At 60.3% G+C, this 16,729-nt stretch carries 16 protein-coding genes; 9 read left to right on the top strand and 7 right to left on the bottom strand.

The features are described from left to right. Positions 1 to 185: 185 nt before the first annotated feature. Positions 186 to 1,049, bottom strand: coding sequence for an MBL fold metallo-hydrolase (locus AC1DRJ_RS04005; RefSeq protein ID WP_477800941.1), 864 nt, complete (start codon positions 1,047 to 1,049; stop codon positions 186 to 188). A 162-nt stretch (positions 1,050 to 1,211) separates the two neighbouring features. Here AC1DRJ_RS04005 and AC1DRJ_RS04000 point away from each other — a divergent pair, with 162 nt between their 5' ends. From AC1DRJ_RS04000 to nahK, 3 genes are all read left to right on the top strand, one after another. After that, on the top strand, positions 1,212 to 2,018 hold the full coding sequence (locus AC1DRJ_RS04000) for a sulfite exporter TauE/SafE family protein (RefSeq protein ID WP_477800940.1): 807 nt from the start codon (positions 1,212 to 1,214) through the stop codon (positions 2,016 to 2,018). A gap of 158 nt (positions 2,019 to 2,176) precedes the next feature. Next, positions 2,177 to 3,340: a nitric oxide-sensing protein NosP gene (nosP, locus tag AC1DRJ_RS03995; protein ID WP_477800939.1), complete on the top strand. Its 1,164-nt coding sequence runs from the start codon at positions 2,177 to 2,179 to the stop codon at positions 3,338 to 3,340. Next, complete coding sequence (gene nahK, locus AC1DRJ_RS03990; protein WP_477800938.1) at positions 3,270 to 5,903, top strand: hybrid sensor histidine kinase/response regulator NahK/ErcS'; 2,634 nt, start codon at positions 3,270 to 3,272, stop codon at positions 5,901 to 5,903. The genes nosP and nahK overlap by 71 nt, the downstream gene beginning before the upstream one ends. 141 nt (positions 5,904 to 6,044) lie before the next feature. Here nahK and AC1DRJ_RS03985 read toward each other — a convergent pair whose 3' ends face one another. The 6 genes from AC1DRJ_RS03985 to AC1DRJ_RS03960 all read right to left on the bottom strand — a co-directional run bounded on the left by AC1DRJ_RS03985 (position 6,045) and on the right by AC1DRJ_RS03960 (position 11,247). Beyond that, the gene (locus AC1DRJ_RS03985) at positions 6,045 to 6,710 is read right to left on the bottom strand and encodes a response regulator (RefSeq protein ID WP_477800937.1); all 666 of its coding nucleotides are present in this window, start codon (positions 6,708 to 6,710) and stop codon (positions 6,045 to 6,047) included. 56 nt (positions 6,711 to 6,766) lie between these two features. Next, the gene (locus AC1DRJ_RS03980) at positions 6,767 to 7,324 is read right to left on the bottom strand and encodes a PQQ-dependent catabolism-associated CXXCW motif protein (protein WP_477800936.1); all 558 of its coding nucleotides are present in this window, start codon (positions 7,322 to 7,324) and stop codon (positions 6,767 to 6,769) included. A gap of 222 nt (positions 7,325 to 7,546) precedes the next feature. Then, complete coding sequence (locus AC1DRJ_RS03975; RefSeq protein ID WP_477800935.1) at positions 7,547 to 8,338, bottom strand: ABC transporter permease; 792 nt, start codon at positions 8,336 to 8,338, stop codon at positions 7,547 to 7,549. Continuing rightward, positions 8,335 to 9,066, bottom strand: coding sequence for an ATP-binding cassette domain-containing protein (locus AC1DRJ_RS03970; RefSeq protein WP_477800934.1), 732 nt, complete (start codon positions 9,064 to 9,066; stop codon positions 8,335 to 8,337). The genes AC1DRJ_RS03975 and AC1DRJ_RS03970 overlap by 4 nt, the downstream gene beginning before the upstream one ends. Further along, positions 9,063 to 10,022, bottom strand: coding sequence for a YVTN family beta-propeller repeat protein (locus AC1DRJ_RS03965; protein WP_477800933.1), 960 nt, complete (start codon positions 10,020 to 10,022; stop codon positions 9,063 to 9,065). Before AC1DRJ_RS03965 ends, AC1DRJ_RS03970 begins: the two co-directional genes overlap by 4 nt. A 40-nt stretch (positions 10,023 to 10,062) precedes the next feature. Beyond that, a complete protein-coding gene (locus AC1DRJ_RS03960; protein ID WP_477800932.1) occupies positions 10,063 to 11,247 on the bottom strand; it encodes an ABC transporter substrate-binding protein in 1,185 nt (394 codons plus the stop codon). 157 nt (positions 11,248 to 11,404) lie between these two features. Between AC1DRJ_RS03960 and AC1DRJ_RS03955 the strand changes: the two genes are divergently transcribed. The 6 genes from AC1DRJ_RS03955 to AC1DRJ_RS03930 all read left to right on the top strand — a co-directional run bounded on the left by AC1DRJ_RS03955 (position 11,405) and on the right by AC1DRJ_RS03930 (position 16,676). Beyond that, complete coding sequence (locus tag AC1DRJ_RS03955; RefSeq protein ID WP_477800931.1) at positions 11,405 to 11,527, top strand: hypothetical protein; 123 nt, start codon at positions 11,405 to 11,407, stop codon at positions 11,525 to 11,527. A gap of 159 nt (positions 11,528 to 11,686) precedes the next feature. Further along, positions 11,687 to 12,148, top strand: a complete 462-nt coding sequence (gene pedF / locus AC1DRJ_RS03950; RefSeq protein WP_477800930.1) for a cytochrome c-550 PedF — start codon at positions 11,687 to 11,689, stop codon at positions 12,146 to 12,148. A gap of 4 nt (positions 12,149 to 12,152) precedes the next feature. Then, positions 12,153 to 13,028 (top strand): substrate-binding periplasmic protein, encoded by an 876-nt coding sequence (locus AC1DRJ_RS03945; protein ID WP_477800929.1) that lies wholly within the window; start codon positions 12,153 to 12,155, stop codon positions 13,026 to 13,028. A gap of 9 nt (positions 13,029 to 13,037) precedes the next feature. Then, a complete protein-coding gene (locus AC1DRJ_RS03940) occupies positions 13,038 to 13,799 on the top strand; it encodes a quinoprotein dehydrogenase-associated SoxYZ-like carrier (RefSeq protein WP_477800928.1) in 762 nt (253 codons plus the stop codon). A 16-nt stretch (positions 13,800 to 13,815) separates the two neighbouring features. Next, the gene (locus AC1DRJ_RS03935) at positions 13,816 to 14,757 is read left to right on the top strand and encodes a quinoprotein relay system zinc metallohydrolase 1 (RefSeq protein ID WP_477800927.1); all 942 of its coding nucleotides are present in this window, start codon (positions 13,816 to 13,818) and stop codon (positions 14,755 to 14,757) included. A gap of 143 nt (positions 14,758 to 14,900) precedes the next feature. Beyond that, positions 14,901 to 16,676 carry a PQQ-dependent methanol/ethanol family dehydrogenase gene (locus tag AC1DRJ_RS03930; protein ID WP_477800926.1) on the top strand — a complete coding sequence of 592 codons (1,776 nt, stop codon included), beginning with the start codon at positions 14,901 to 14,903 and terminating at the stop codon, positions 16,674 to 16,676. Positions 16,677 to 16,729 lie beyond the last annotated feature (53 nt).

Raw genomic sequence — 16,729 nt, 5'->3', positions numbered from 1 at the left:
GCTCGACAGCTGCTACGGGGAGGGTGGTGAGTCAGATCTGGTTGATGCGATTTGTAGCAGCTGTCGAGCCCCGCGAGGCAGCGTCCGGCGGCGCAGCCGTCGCAAACCCGGCAATCGGGTTTTGTCAGGCACACCGCAAACGCAGCCTCGCGTTGCTCGACAGCTGCTACGTGGAGGGTGGTGAGTCAGAGCTGGTTGATGGGAATTTTCAGGTAGGTCACGCCGTTACTCTCGGCCGGTGGCAAATTCCCGGCTCGCACGTTCACTTGAATCGCCGGCAGCAGCAGATTCGGCATGCCCAACCCGGCATCGCGCCGCGTACGCATGTCGACGAATGCTGACTCATCAATCCCGTCATGCACATGGATGTTGCTTTTGCGCTGCTCGCCAACCGTGGTCATGCACTTGGACTCTCGGCCTTCGGGCGGGTAATCGTGGCATACGTACAGACTCACGCCGGCCGGGAAGGCCAGCAGTTTGCGAATCGAGGCGTACAACTGGTTGGCATTGCCGCCAGGAAAGTCGCAACGTGCGGTGCCGACATCGGGCATGAACAGCGTGTCGCCAACCAGAATCTGCTCATCGTCGATCAGATAGGCCATGTCCGCCGGGGTGTGGCCGGGCACGTGCAGCGCTGTGGCCTTGAGGTTGCCGATCAAGAACGACTCGTCCGGCGCGAACAGATGATCGAACTGCGAACCATCAACGCAAAATTCCGGCTCAAGGTTGAACAGGCTTTTGAACACGCCTTGAACCTTGCTGATCGACTGACCAATCGCTATTTTGCCGCCCAGCTCCCGGCGCAGATAAGGCGCGGCTGACAGGTGATCGGCATGGGCATGGGTTTCCAGCAACCATTGCACCTGCAACTGATGAGTGCGCACAAACGCGATGATTTTGTCGGCCTGAGCCGTGCATGTTCTGCCAGCTGCCGGATCGTAGTCGAGCACCGGGTCGACAATGGCGCACTGGCCGCCATCGGCTTCGTAGATCACGTAACTGTAGGTCGACGAGTCGGGGTCAAGGAAAGCTTCAATCAACGCAGGCATGGTGAGCATTTCTATGTGAACAAGCACCGAGGGTAGTTTCATTTTCCCCGCATTGACCAGCCCCGATTCAATTCAATTGATGAAAAAATCTGCGCGGGCTCTATCCTGTCAGTCATCGATACCGGGCGTTCCCGGCCTTTTTCCGCAGATCACGAGTGGTTTATGTTGCTGGCAAGTTTTTTTGGGGTGGTCATGGGCCTTGTCCTCGGTTTGACCGGGGCCGGTGGCGGCATTCTTGCGGTGCCGGCCCTCGTACTGGGGTTGGGCTTGACCATGACCCAAGCGGCGCCCGTTGCCTTGTTTGCGGTGGGCAGCGCAGCAGCGGTCGGCGCGATTGACGGGTTGCGGCATGGTTTGGTGCGGTACCGCGCGGCGTTGCTGATCGCGCTGCTCGGCGCGGTGTTTTCCCCGGTCGGCATCTACTTCGCCCACCAGTTGCCGGAAAAAATCCTGATGACTCTGTTCAGCCTGCTGATGGTCATGGTTGCCTGGCGGATGTTGCGCCGTGAGCGTCAGGAAGCAGGGCCGAGCGATCACGGTCAGGCCAACTGGGGGCAGAAAAATTGCATGCTCGATCAGCAGACCGGGCGTTTTTCCTGGACAGCCAAATGTACGGCGACCCTGGCGTCGCTCGGCGCGGTGACCGGCGTGGTGTCCGGGCTGCTCGGCGTGGGCGGCGGGTTTCTGATCGTCCCGGCGTTCAAGCAACTGACTGACGTGCAGATGCGCGGGATCGTCGCCACGTCCCTGATGGTGATCAGCCTGATTTCCGCCATTGGCGTGATCGGCGCGTTTCACGCGGGCGTGCGCATCGACAGCCTTGGCGTCAGTTTCATCGTCGCCAGCATTGTCGGCATGATCATTGGCCGCAAGTTGTGCGCACATGTGCCAGCGCGGGCGTTGCAAGTCGGCTTTGCCAGCGTCTGCATTGTAATTGCCGCTTTTATGCTGTTCAGGGCCGGCGTCTAAAAACAACACCCTGCTGGTGGGCCCGGTCGGGTCCACAGCGAAGTTCACCATCCCTCTCATCCCATGGAAGCGTCTGACTGCTACCCAAGTAGCATTCGTTGCGCTGCGCGGGTTTCGTAAACTCCTGGCTCAACCATACGCACCTGCGGGAGGCGACGATGCAGCAGGTTCAGGGTGAAGGTGTCGTCAGCGCAATGTCCCAGGCCACCGATGCCCGGCAAGTGGCGCAGGAACTGGCGCGTCAATTGTTGCATCCGCATCTGGGCTTCGTGTTGTTTTTCTGTTCCGCCGAGTATGACTTGCAGGCCCTAGGCGAGGCCTTGCAGCACAGTTTCGGTGGGATTCGCCTGGTGGGCTGCACCAGCGCCGGGGAAATCACCCCTTTGGGCTATGGACGCAATTGCGTGACGGCGGTGGGGTTCGATCACCGGCACTTTTCCATTGCCGTCGAATTGATCGACGAAATGGAACACTTCAGCCTGATCGACGCGCAGCAGATGGTCGAGCGCCTGGTCAGCGGCTGTCGCAGCAACACCCTGGCACCGATCAAGGGCAACAGTTTTGCCCTGACCCTGCTCGATGGTTTATCCAGCCGTGAAGAAATGGTCCTCGCCGCCTTGAGTGCCGCACTGGGCGACATTCCCCATTTCGGCGGTTCGGCCGGTGACGACAACTACCTGACCCACACCCATGTGTACTTCGATGGCGCCTTTCACAGCGGAGCGGCGGTGGTGGTGCTGGTCAATACCTGGCTGGATTTCGAAGTGTTCACCACCCACCACATGCTTCCCCGGGCCGAAAAACTGGTGGTGACCGGGGCCGACAGCGCCTCGCGTCGTGTCTATGAACTCAACGCGGAACCCGCCGCCGCCGAATACGCCCGGCACATCGGCGTGCCGGTGAGTGAACTGGATCACCGGATCTTCGCTGCGCACCCGTTGGCCGTGAAGATCAACGAGCAGTACTACGTGCGCGCCATCCAGCAGGTGCACGCGGACTTGAGCCTGAGTTTTTACTGCGCCGTGGAGAATGGCATCGTGCTCACCGCCATGACCCCGGGCCCCATGTTGCCGAACCTGAAAAGCTTGTTCGAGGGGCTGGAGCAGCGCTTGGGTGATCTGATGCTGACCATCGGCTGCGACTGTTTTCTCAGGCGACTGGAACTGGAAGACGACGGTCGTCTCGACGATATCGGGGCGTTTTTGCGCGAGCAACGGGTGATGGGTTTCAACACCTACGGAGAGCAGTTCAATGGCATGCACATCAACCAGACCTTCACCGGCGTTGCCATTGCCCGCGGCCGTGTCCCAGGACATCGCTGAGCTGCAGGCCGAATTGGCCGGCCTGCGCCACGACAACCATAAACTGCAGCGGATCAACGCTGCGCTGATCGAACGTATCGAGTCCGGCATCACCCGGGGCAATGACCCGTACGCAGCGTTTCAGCATTCAGTGGTGTTGGCCGAGCAGGTCCGTGAGCGCACCGATGCCTTGAACCAGGCCATGGCCGAACTCAAGGCTGGCAACCATTTACTCAGCGAGGCACGCCTGCGTGCCGAGACGGCACATCGACATCTGATCGATGCCATCGAGAGTATTTCCGATGCCTTTGTCTTGTTCGACGCCGAGCAGCGAATCGTCTTGTTCAACAGTCGCTTCAAGGCGTTCTGGCGCAACAGCCGGGTGCGGATCAACGCGGGCATGCGCCTGACCGAGGTCAAGCGCCTGATGATGAGCAATGGGCTATTCACCGAAGAACCGCGCGGGCCTGCCGACGAGAGCCTGCTGTACCGCTTGCAGAACGGGCGTTGGCTGCAAGTCAGCGAGCGGCCGACTCAGGAAGGCGGACGGGTCATCCTGTTCACCGACATTACCGACGTCAAGCTCAGTGAAACCGTGCGCCGCGAACAGGCCGTCGCGCAGAAATCGCATCTGTTGCAGCGGGCGGTCGATAACCTTTCCCAAGGCGTGGCCATGGTCAACGCCGAGGGCATTCTGGAATTGTGGAACCGGCGTTTCCTCGAATTGAGCGGGCTGGCGCCGGTCGCTGCCCATCGACCGTTTGCTGAAGTGATCGCCGACACCGAGTTGAACCTGCTGACCCCGGCCAGTCGCGACGGCAATGGACGGCCGGTACAGGAATGCGAACAACGCCTCTATGACGGCCGGGTCCTGGAGATCCGTACGCATCCGTTGCCCACTGGCGGTTTCGTCAACACCTTCACCGACATCACCGAGCGCTACCAGCATGCCGAGACGCTGAGTGAAAGCGAACGCTGGATTCGTCTGATCACCGACCATGTACCAGCGCTGATCGCCTACCTCAACGCCGATCTGGTGTACGAGTTCACCAACAAGGTCTACGAAGAATGGTACTGCTGGCCCCGGGGCGTAATGCTCGGCCAAAGCCTGCGGCAAGTGCACAGCGAACAGCATTACCAACGTCTGGAGAGTTACGTGGCGAGGGCGCTGGCCGGCGAGAGCGTTACGTTCGAGTTCGCTGAAACCAACGTTAATAATCAAGAGCGCTACATGCTGCGTTCCTACGTGCCTAATCGCCTGGCTTCCGGGGAGGTGGTGGGGATTTTCGTGCTGATCCGCGACATCACCGAGCGTCGTCGCACCGCCGAGGCGCTGCACCAGGCGTATCAGAATCTTGAGTTGCGGGTGCGCGAACGCACGGCGGAGCTGACCACCCTCAATGGCCAGTTGTTGCGTGAAATCGAAGAGCGTCGCGAAGTGGAATCACGTTTGCGCGAGGCCAAGCTCGACGCCGAGCAAGCCAACCTGTCCAAGACCAAGTTTCTCGCGGCCGTCAGCCACGATTTGCTGCAACCGCTGAATGCCGCACGCTTGTTTACCAGTGCGTTGCTGGAGCGACGCGAGCCGAATTCCAACGAGATTCTGGTGCGCAATGTCAGTAACTCCCTGGAAGACGTGGAGAACCTGCTGGGCACTCTGGTGGATATTTCCAAGCTCGATGCCGGGGTGATCAAGGCCGATGTTGCGCCGTTCGCCCTCAGCGAACTGCTGGAAAACCTCGCGGCTGAATACACCGAAGTGGCGCGCAGTGAGGGCCTTGAACTGCATTTCATTGCCTGTTCGGCACTGGTGCGCAGCGACATCCAGTTACTGGCGCGCATCCTGCGCAACCTGCTGAGCAATGCGATTCGCTACACCTACAGCGGCCGTGTGGTACTCGGATGCCGGCGTCTTCATCAGCGGTTGTTGATCCAGGTCTGGGACACGGGGATGGGCATCGCCGACAATCGTCTGGAAGAGATTTTCCAGGAGTTCAAACGCGGTGATGTGCAGCGCCCGGATCAAGATCGCGGTCTGGGGCTAGGGCTGGCCATCGTCGAGAAAATTGCCGGGATCCTCGGGCATCGCATTCATGTGCGCTCGTGGCCGGGCAAGGGCTCGATGTTCTCGGTCGAAGTACCCTTGAGCGCAACCGCACCGAAGCCGCTGCCGACGTTGCAGATAAGCGAGCCGATGCTTGAGCGCCTGCGTGGGGCACGGGTGTGGGTGCTGGACAACGACGCGACCATTTGCGCCGGCATGCGCACTTTGCTCGAAGGGTGGGGCTGTCGGGTGCTAACGGCGCTGTCGGAAGAGGACCTGGCGCGACAGGTGGACAATTACCACGCCGAGGCGGATCTGCTGATCGCTGATTACCACCTGGACAACGATCAGAATGGTGTGGACGCCGTGGCCCGKATCAATGCGCGTCGTGCGTCACCGATCCCGGCCATGATGATCACCGCCAACTACAGCAATGAACTCAAGCAGCAGATCCGCGAGCTGGGCCACACCCTGATGCACAAACCGGTGCGGCCGATGAAACTCAAGACGGCGATGAGTCATTTGCTCACACGACTTTGACTCATCTGGCGCCCGTGCCGGCCTCTTCGCGAGCAAGCCCGCTCCCACATTTGTTCTTGGATGTTCACAAATTCTGTGATCACTGGAGATTAAATGTGGGAGCGGGCTTGCTCGCGAAGGGAACGACGCGGTCTCCCTGACTCAACGCCGCAAGTAAGACCCGAAATCAATATCCCCGGCACTCAAAATCGCCTGCACCCGATTGTGCACGTTGAGTTTGCGCAGGATCGCCGAGACATGGGCCTTGACGGTGGTTTCGGCGATTTCCAGGGTATAGGCGATCTGTTTGTTCGATTCGCCCTTGGTCATGCGTTCAAGCACCTGCAATTGCTTGCGGGTCAGGGCCTGGAGCAATTCGGGGGGGAAGCTCGGGGTGTCGTTCATCCGGCGGGGGGTGTTGGTTCGGGTGGTGCGGATGATGTCCGGGGGCAAGTACACGTTGCCATTGAGAATTTGCTGGATGGCCTCGGTCATTTGTGTGCGCGGTGACGACTTGGTGATGAAACCCACCGCACCGTAGGTAATGGCTTGCAGGACGATTTGTTTGTCCTGCTCGGCAGAGACAATCACCACCGGAATGGTCGGGGCCTCGTTGCGCAGATTGATCAGGCCATTGAGCCCGTGCATGCCGGGCATGTTCAGGTCGAGCAGGATCAGGTCCAGGTCGTCGTGTTCTTGAGTGAGTGCCAGGGCACTGTCGAGGTCGGCGGTTTCCATGACCTCGGTGTCCGGGAAACCATCGCTGATGACGTTATGAATCGCTTCGCGAAACAGCGGGTGATCGTCGGCAATCAGAATTTTGTACATAGCCTTTCACCTCATTATTTTGATTATGGTGTGGCAACAACACGCCAGCGTAAAGATCAGGGGAAAGGTTCTGGCCGGGCGGGCGTCACGGGCAGGTTGGCGGCTTGCCAGGCGTCGAGGCCGTCGCGATACCAATACAACGTCTTATAGCCCATGGCGGACGCCCGTTTTACCGCGTTCCAGCTCAACCAGCAGTCGGCGCGGCAATAGAAGACCAATGGTCGTGCCGGATCCCCGGCGGTCAATAGCTTGAGGTTACGCGCAAAGTAACCCTGCCAGTCGGGCGTCAGGTCGCCGTCGCCGGTATTGGCCAGCCAGTGACTGCCGGGCAGGTTTTCATGGGGCTGGTCTTCGATGAATTGCCCTTGCAGCCATTGGCGGCGGTAGACATCGATCAGGACCGGCGGCGGGGTTTGACTGAGCAAGGTTTGCAGGGCCTGGGTGTCAAGGATGGTCGCGCCTTGCAGGGTTTCCGGCGTCGGGCTGCGGTACAGGCCGATGCGATAGCCATCAGCGGAAAACAGCGGTGATTCGGCGTGCGCGCTGCCCAGCAACAGGCTCAGCGACAACGCAGCGAGAGTAGGGCGCAACAGGCAACGTCGGGCACGCGGCATGGGGTCGATCCTTATAGTTATGGACCTATTACATGCCAGGTGGGGGGCTTTGGGAATGCGACGATAGACAGGGAAACCAGTACTAAAGTAGTAATTCCCCCCCTGATGAAGATCAAATGTAGGAGTGAGCCTGCTCGCGATAGCTATCTTTCATCCAACATCAATGTTGTCTGATACACCGCCATCGCGAGCAGGCTCTCTCCTACAGTTGGATTTGTGTGGTCAGTTGGATTTGCGCAGGGCCGCGTGCTGTGGGTTGAAGGTGAGCACGGCAAGTAGTGCGAATACGATAGTCAGCCCCACACATACCGCCAGCGCAAGCGGATTGAAGCGCTCATACAAAGCAAACCGCACCAGCTCCACCGCATGAGTGAACGGGTTCACCGCGCACAGCCAGTACAACCACTCACTCGCCTCGCGCATTTTCCACAACGGATATAACGCCGAGGACAGGAAAAACAGCGGAAAGATCACGAAATTCATGACCCCGGCAAAGTTCTCCAGCTGACGGATGGCGTTCGACAGTAAAAGCCCCAAGGCGCTGAGCATCAGCGCTACCAACAGCAACGCCGGCAGGGCAATCAGTAATCCCATGGCCGGCGGTTGCACGCCATAGAGCCAGGCAATCGCCAAAAAGGCATACACCTGCAACAGGGAAATCAGCGACGTGGCCAGCAACTTGCTGCACAGCAGAAAGGTCCGCGGCAGCGGGCTGGTCAGCAGCACGCGCATGCTGCCCATTTCGCGGTCGTACACCATCGACAGTGAACCTTGCATACCGTTGAACAGCAGGATCATGCAGGCAAGGCCAGGGATGATGTAGACCTCGTACGGAATGTAGGTGTCGTAGGGTTCGATTATCGCGATGCCCAAGGCCGCCCGGAAACCGGCCGCAAAGACCAGCAGCCATAACAGTGGCCGCACCAGCGCACTGAGAAACCGCGTGCGTTGCAACACAAAACGCAGCCATTCGCGAAGCACGATACCGCTGAAACATTGCCAGTAAGCATTCATCGCGCAGCTCCTGAAGTAGTCAGGCGAGTAAAGGCTGAGCCGAGGTCGCCGCCATGTTCAAGGCTCAGCGCATCGGCCTGTCCGCTGGCCACCAGTCGGCCTTGATGGAGAATCAGCAAGTCATCACTGGCCTGCACTTCGTCCAGTAGATGAGTGGTCCAGAACACGCTGATGGCGTGTTCGCGGCACAGGTTGCGCATGTGCTGATTGAGCGCCAGACGACTGGCGGGATCGAGTCCTGCACTGGCTTCGTCGAGTAGCAACAGGCGCGGTTCATGCAGCAAGGCGCGGGCGATTTCCACCCGGCGACGATGGCCGCCATTAAGTTCGCGCACCCGTTCGCGACGGCGTTCGGTCAGGGCTTGGCGGGCCAGCTCGGCTTCAACCCGGATACCGGTCTGGCGCCGGGACAGACCATGCAACGCCGCGTGATAGCGCAGGTTTTGCTCGACGCTGAGGTCCAGGTCCAGGGTGCTTTGCTGGAACACCACGCCCAACTGCTTGAGTGCTGGGCGCGGGGCATCGCGTAATGAATAGCCGCCGACCCGGATATCTCCATGCTGCACATCATAGAGCCGGGTCAGCAGGGCGATCAGGGTCGATTTGCCGGCGCCATTGGGCCCCAGCAGAGCAGCGAAACGTCCCGGGGCAAGGTTGAAATTCACGTGGCGCAATGCTTCCCGGGCACCGTAGGCAAAACTCAGCTCGCTGACTTCCAGTGCGTTCATGGCGTCACCACCACGCCCCAAGGGTAGCGTCCGACTTTCACCGATTTGCTGACCTTGAGGCTGCCGACATCAATTACCGACACGTCACCGCTGACGCCGTTGGTGGCGAGCAGTTGCTTTTGATCCGGCGTGAACGCCAATTGCCAGACCCGTCGCCCGACCAGCAGGTAGTCGAGAATTTCGAACGTCTTGGCATCGATCACCGCCACATGATTGGCCGGGCCCAGCGCGACGAACGCGTACTTGCCGTCGGCGCTGAGCTTGATGCCCACGGGCTGGACCTTGTCCGGGTGTACACCTTTGATCTGGAAGTTGAGGGTCTTGAGGATCTTGCGGCTGGCGACGTCGAGAATCGTTACCGTGCCGCCGATTTCCGCCGACGCCCAGAGCTGTGAACCGTCCTGATTGAATTCGACAAAGCGCGGTCGCTGATCCACCAGCGTGCTGTCGGCAAGGGTCTGGGTGCTGGTGTCGATCCAGTGCAGCATGTTGGTGGTTTCGCTGGTGTTCACTGCCCACTTGCCGTCGGGGCTGACGGCCATGCCTTCGGGCTCGACGCCGACGTTGATTTGGCCGAGTACCTGAGCGGTTTCGGTGTCGATCACGGTGACCAGCGCATCGTCTTCGTTGGAAACGTACAACCAGCGGTTATTGGGGTGCAGGGCGAATTGCTCGGGGTCTTTGCCCGAGGGCAGCTCCTTGATGATCTTGCGTGTGGCCACGTCCATCACCTGGACCCGGTCCGAATCGCTGGCGCAGATGTACAGCAGCTTGTTGTCATGGGACAGCAACAATCCGCGTGGGCGCTGGCCGACAGGCAGGGTATCGGTGACTTGCAGGGTCTGCATGTCGATCAGGCTCAGGCTGTTGTCCTTTTCGTTGGAGACCCACGCGGTGCTGGCCGCGGCATGCCCGGCGGCGAGCAGCAGGGCGCATGAAAGCAGGGTGCGGCGCATGGCGGATTCCTTTTTGTTGTAGTTCTTGTGGAAAGTTGGATCAGGGGAAGCGGCAGCTGACCTCGGGTTTGTCGTAACCCAGGCTGTCCATTTCGTTGAACGGGTGCAGAAAGCCCTCTTGCGGCGAGGTGCTGACCAGGGCGCGGGGCTGGACGATGGGAATGGGTTGTCGCAGCTGGCCGTTCCATGGGCGATAACTGAGCTTGCGCCCCTTGAAACCGTCCAGCGGCAGTTGATCGCTGATTGCAAGCGTACGGATCGCCATCGGCTCGGTCTGGCGCAGTTTGCTCACGGCGCTGGCGATACTGCGTACGGCTATCCACGCGGCGAAATCGCGGTCGTTCATCCAACGCCCGGTCAGGGCTTCAAAACGCTTTTGCAATTGCGCGGCACCGTAGGTTTCCACGGTTTTGTGCCAGCCCACCGGGGTCAGCCCTTGCGTGCCCGCGACCGGGCGCGGGTACCAGGTCTGGTAGGGCACGTATTCACCGAAGTCGCCGCGTTCATCGGCCACCAGCACCACGTCATATTCGGCGGTCTGGGTGAACAACGGCATGTCCGCCTGTGCACTGCGACGTTGATCGTTATCAAAACTCCAAGCCTTTTCCGCCACCAGTTGCAGGCCAAAGCGCTTTGCTGAGCGGCGCAGGGCGGCGGCGTAGGCTTGATCGTCGGCGGTCGGGCCGACGATCAGCAGCGCGCGTTGCCATTTGCGTACCACCAGAAATTGCGCCAGCGCATCGGCGAGCATCGCCCGGCTCGGCAGGCTGTGCAGCACGTTCGGCAGACAGTCGGTGGTGCGCAAGCGGTCGTCTGGGCTCCCGGCGTTGAATATCAGGCTGTCGGGCAGCGCTGCACTGAGTTGGCGCACGCTGTCGGCCGGGGCGTTCACCACAAACAAACGCAGCCCCTGTGCGTGCTGGGTTTTGGCCGCGTCGAGCAAAGCTTCGGGGCTGTCGACGCTGGCGCTGACCAGGGTGTAGCTTTGGTTGAGAAAACGCCCGGTGCTGTTGCTGTCGGTGATCGCCAATTTAGCGCCACGCAGCCCGGCATCGGTCGGTTCGGGAATGACATTCGACAGTAACGGTCCCGGATCAGGGCGATAGCCCAGGTAGCCGATCCGCACCTGCAGCGGCGCGTCTGCGGCCAGGCTTTGGGTGGCCAGGCCGGCGGCGCAGGCAATCGCCAGCAGGTACAGCAAGGCGTAAGGGGCTAGCAGGCGCATAGGACGCTCCATTGCAGGTAGCGCCAGCATAGGAAGCCTGTGGAGCAGAAGAAATATGCAGAAAGTACCGGTGAGCCAGTACCAAGGTAGTAACTCCTGAGAACCGGCGCGGTTTTAGCATGGGCAACAACGGTCATCGCCCTGGAGGAGAACGTCCATGCGAATTATCAAAGCGCTGCTCCTGCCGATTTTGCTGATTCTGTCCTTGATCGGCTTTGACCGACTCCACGGTCCACGTCCTTTGCCGTTGCAGACGCTGCCCGTTACGCCCGGTCGCTAGGCCTGTTGACGGTGAACTAGGGGTGTCCCTCCAACGCCTTACTACCAAGGGACTAGAAGGCGACCACCAAAGCAGCATGGGGTGATTGCGATGCCGTTTCTAAGATGAGTGCCATAGCCTCTGCCAAGAGGTTTTGCGTGCAATCCTGAGGGCATAACAATGACAACAATACGCAACGCTTTGCTCATGACCGGGCTGCTGGCCGGCTTTATCAGTGCAGGTTCCGTGTGGGCTCACGGCAACGTGGTGCCTCAAGCCGTGGAAACCCAAGGCCTGACCCCGATCAAGGACGCCGGTGTTCCGGTGGATGCGGATGGCTGGGCGGCGGCCAACCCCTACCGCGCCTCCCCGGAACGCGATAAGGCTTTGGAAATCGGCTCGTCGGCCTACAACCAGAACTGTGCGGCCTGTCATGGTCTGGAAGCCAAGTCCGGCGGGATCGCCCCTGACTTGCGCATGCTCGATGTCGGTGAGACAGGAGACGAGTGGTTCGTCGAACGCGTGCGTCATGGCGCCGTGCGTGACGGTCGGGTCTACATGCCAAAAATGGCCGACTACCTGAGCCAGGAAGCATTGTGGGCGGTGCGCACTTACCTGGACAGCGTTCACGTCGAGGAGTGATCCCATGCGTCTGCTCGCGGTGTTGATCAGCGCTGTGTGGCTATGCTGCCAGACGGTGCAGGCGCAGGTTCGTACCTATGACGAAATGATCGCCGCCGGGGAGCTGAAAGTGGCAGTCTACAAGGACTTCGCCCCTTACAGTTTTGAACAGGCCGGCAAGCCCCGAGGCGTGGATGTCGAGCTCGCCGAAGCCCTGGCCAAGGCCCTCGGTGTACGCCTGACGCTGATCTGGGCACCCGCCGGGGAAAAACTCGATGACGATCTGCGTGATTACATCTGGCGCGCCAGTGCGTTGCATAACCAACAACTGGCCGACCTTATGATGCGGGTGCCCTATGACCGTGATTACGCCCAGAAGCGTAACGAACTCGGCGAAATGGAAAACGGCCATGTGGTGATGTTCGGCCCCTACCAGACCGAGCAATGGCAGGTGGCATACGATCAGCGCCGACTGGAAAAGGTCGGCAGCGTGGCCGTGTTCGAGCATCACCCGATTGGTGTCGAGGTCGACAGTGTGCCGTCGTTCTACCTTACGTCGGTGTTCAACGGCATGCTCGCCGGCAAGACCCACCACTATCCGGGCGTGCCCCAGGCATTTGCCGCGATGAAGGCCGGTGAGGTCGACGCGGTCATGGCCATGCGGGGCGAAATTGACTGGCAGGTGCATGAGGCCGCCGACCCGCAAGTGGCGCTGGCGCAAAACGCCTATCCGAACATGGGCAAGCAGCTCTGGGAAATCGGCATGGCCGTGCACGAGAGCAATCGGCAACTGGCCTATGCCGTGGAAGAGGCACTGGAAGGGCTGATCCGCGAGGGTGCGGTGAAGACGATCTACAGCCATTACGGCCTGCGCTACGACGTACCGGAGATGTATCAATAGGAGCGGGTGATGAGCTGGCGAATGACGTGTCTGTTGGCCTGTTGGTTACCCTTGGCCGCGCACGCTGCGGACATCGATCCGGGTAAAGACCCGGTGCCATCGGTGATGTGGGGGTTCTATCACAAGCAAATGCTCGGCGATGCACCCTTTGTCTTTGATGAGCGGGTCAAGCTGCTGGCGCCGCCGTTTGCCGAAGATGCCCGGCAGGTGCCATTGGAAATCGATGCGCGGGCGTTCAAGGGCGAGGTGGTGAAAATCGTCGCCTGGGCCGAGCTCAATCCGTTGCCGAGGATCGTCGACTTCCAGCCGCTGGACCGGGTGTTGCCGTGGCTGTCGATCCGTATCCGGATCGAACAGGCCACACCCTTGCGTGCAGCGGTGTTGACCCGCGATGGGCTCTGGCATGTCGGTTCGACGTTGATCGACGCAGCGGGTGGTGGCTGCACCGCACCGAGTGTCGTGCGTACCCAGCCAGGCTGGGAGGAACACATCGGCGAGGTATTGGGCGGTCGCTATCCGCGCAACGAGTTCAGCCGATTGCGCGTGCAGGTGGCGCACCCGATGGACAACGGCATGGTCAGCGGCATCCCGGAACTCTTCATCAACCATGCAGAACTGAGGGGGCTGAACGATCAGCTGTTGGCGCGGCTTGAGCTGTTTCCCGCCGTCAGTGAAAACCCCAACCTGGCCTTCGACATTGAAGGGGCAGGGCAGACGCGTCTGTTCATTCGGGACACCAGTGGCAATGAATTTGATGCGGCAATCCCCTGACCCAAAGGAGCGTGTCATGCGCTGGATACTGCTGATTATATTGAGCGTCAGCCTGCCGGCCATGGCCGACCTTGAGTATTCGCTCAAGCCCCGGCAGATCGCCGAAGACACCTGGCTGCTGGAAGGCAGTTCGGACAATTTCGCCAAGGCCAACGGCGGCAATATCGTCAACACCGCGTTCATTGTCACCGAGCGCGGTGTGGTGGTCATCGACACCGGGCCGTCGAAGCGTTACGGCGAAGCCATGCGCAAGACGATTGCGGCGATCACGGATAAACCGGTTATTCAGGTGTTCCTGACGCACCATCACCCGGACCATGTGCTGGGTAATCAGGCATTTGCCGATGTGCCCATCGGCGCGCTGGCGGGTACCACCGAGCTATTGCATCTACAAGGGGATGCGATGGCCGAGAATATGTATCGCATGGTCGGCGACTGGATGCGTGGCACCGAAGTGGTGTTGCCCAATCAGCTCGTGACGCCAGGCGTACTCAGTTTTGGGAATCACGATTTACGCGTGCTGGGCCTGGGTGGGCATACGGCAGCGGATCTGGCTATTCTCGACCAGAAAACCGGCGTGCTGTTTGCCGGGGATCTGGTGTTTTATCAACGTGCCCTGACCACCCCCAACAGCCCCGGGCTAGCCGTGTGGCTGGCGGACATCGCCACCCTGCAGGGCTTGCCCTGGACGTTGATCGTGCCCGGTCACGGCCCAGTGGCTAGCGACCAAAAACCCTTCGAACAAATGCGCGATTACCTGACCTGGCTCGATCAGCTGCTGCAGGAGGGCGCGGCCAGCGGCAGCGACATGGCCGAGATGATCCGCAGTCCCATCCCTGAACGCTTTGCCGGGATAAATCTGAGCCGTTACGAATTGATCCGCAGCGTCAGTCATTTGTACCCGCGTTACGAGCGTGGGCAGATGACCCGGGTGGATTCCAGMGCGGCCAACAAGTAGCGCTTGAACTCATTCGACCCGATACTAAGGGATTAGGAATCTCCATATTGCGGGTAATTGTTGTCGGGGCGGCGGCGCCCAAGAATCTGCACTACGCCGGGAAACGTTCCCGCGAATAACAAAAAACCGCAGAGGTAGCCGTCATGACCCACCCCGCACGTCGCCAGCCCTTCGTCTTGAGCCTGCTGCTCAGTGCCATGCTGTTGTCCGGCCAGGCATTGGCCGCCGTCTCCGACCAGGACATTCTCCAGGATCCGAAAAATCCGGAGCAAGTCGTCACCAACGGCCTCGGCGTCCAGGGGCAGCGCTACAGCCCGCTGGATATTCTCAACGTCGACAACGTGAAAGAGCTGCGGCCCGCCTGGGCATTTTCCTTCGGTGGCGAAAAACAGCGTGGCCAGCAAGCACAGCCGATGGTCAAGGACGGCGTGATGTACATGACCGGTTCCTACTCACGGGTGTTCGCGGTGGATGCGCGCACCGGCAAGAAACTCTGGCAATACGACGCGCGTCTGCCGGATGACATCCGTCCGTGCTGCGACGTGATCAACCGTGGCGTGGCGCTGTATGGCGACCTGGTGATCTTTGGCACCCTCGACGCCAAGCTGGTGGCCCTGAACAAGGACACCGGCAAAGTGGTGTGGAGCAAGAAGGTGGCCGACCACAAGGAAGGCTATTCGATCAGCGCCGCGCCGTTGGTAATCAACGGCAAACTGATTACCGGCGTGGCCGGTGGCGAGTTTGGTGTGGTGGGCAAGATCTCGGCGTACGACCCGAAAAATGGCGAGCTGTTATGGGTTCGGCCAACCGTCGAAGGCCACATGGGTTACGTCTACAAGGACGGCAAAGCCATCGAGAACGGCATCTCCGGCGGTGAAGCCGGCAAGACCTGGCCCGGTGATCTGTGGAAGACCGGCGGCGCCGCACCCTGGCTCGGCGGTTACTACGACCCGGAAACCAATCTGCTGCTGTTCGGCACCGGCAACCCGGCACCGTGGAACTCGCATTTGCGTCCTGGCGATAACCTCTACTCGTCGTCGCGTCTGGCGCTCAACCCGGACGACGGCACCATCAAATGGCACTTCCAGAGCACGCCCCACGACGGTTGGGACTATGACGGCGTCAACGAACTGGTGTCCTTCAACTACACCGAGGGTGGCAAGGAAATCAAAGCGGCGGCCACGGCGGACCGTAACGGTTTCTTCTATGTGCTGGACCGTACCAACGGCAAGTTCATCCGCGGTTTCCCCTTTGTGGACAAGATCACCTGGGCCACCGGCCTGGATAAAGAGGGCCGGCCAATCTACAACGAAGCCAGCCGCCCCGGCGCCCCGGGCGCTGACCCCAAGGGTAGTTCGGTCTTCGTAGCACCTGCATTCCTTGGCGCGAAAAACTGGATGCCAATGGCCTACAACCGCGACACCGGGCTGTTTTACGTGCCGTCCAACGAGTGGGGCATGGACATCTGGAACGAAGGCATCGCCTACAAAAAAGGCGCGGCATTCCTCGGGGCCGGCTTCACCATCAAACCGTTGAATGAAGACTACATCGGCGTGTTGCGCGCCATTGACCCGAAAACCGGGAAGGAAGTCTGGCGTCACAAGAACTACGCGCCGCTGTGGGGCGGGGTGCTGACCACCAAGGGCAATCTGGTGTTCACCGGCACGCCGGAAGGTTTCCTCCAGGCGTTCAATGCCAAGACGGGTGAGAAAGTCTGGGAGTTCCAGACCGGTTCCGGCGTACTCGGTTCTCCTGTGACCTGGGAAATGGACGGCGAACAATACGTGTCTGTCCTCTCCGGCTGGGGCGGCGCGGTACCGTTGTGGGGCGGAGAAGTGGCCAAGCGCGTGAAGGACTTCAACCAGGGCGGCATGCTGTGGACCTTCAAGCTGCCGAAGGACCTGGTGGCCAAGCACTAACCCCAAGTCCACCGCATAACCCCAGCAGAGGTCACTTATCTGTGGCGAGGGGG

Source organism: Pseudomonas sp. P5_B2 (assembly GCF_056400445.1).
This window is presented reverse-complemented; position numbering and strand designations above follow the sequence as displayed.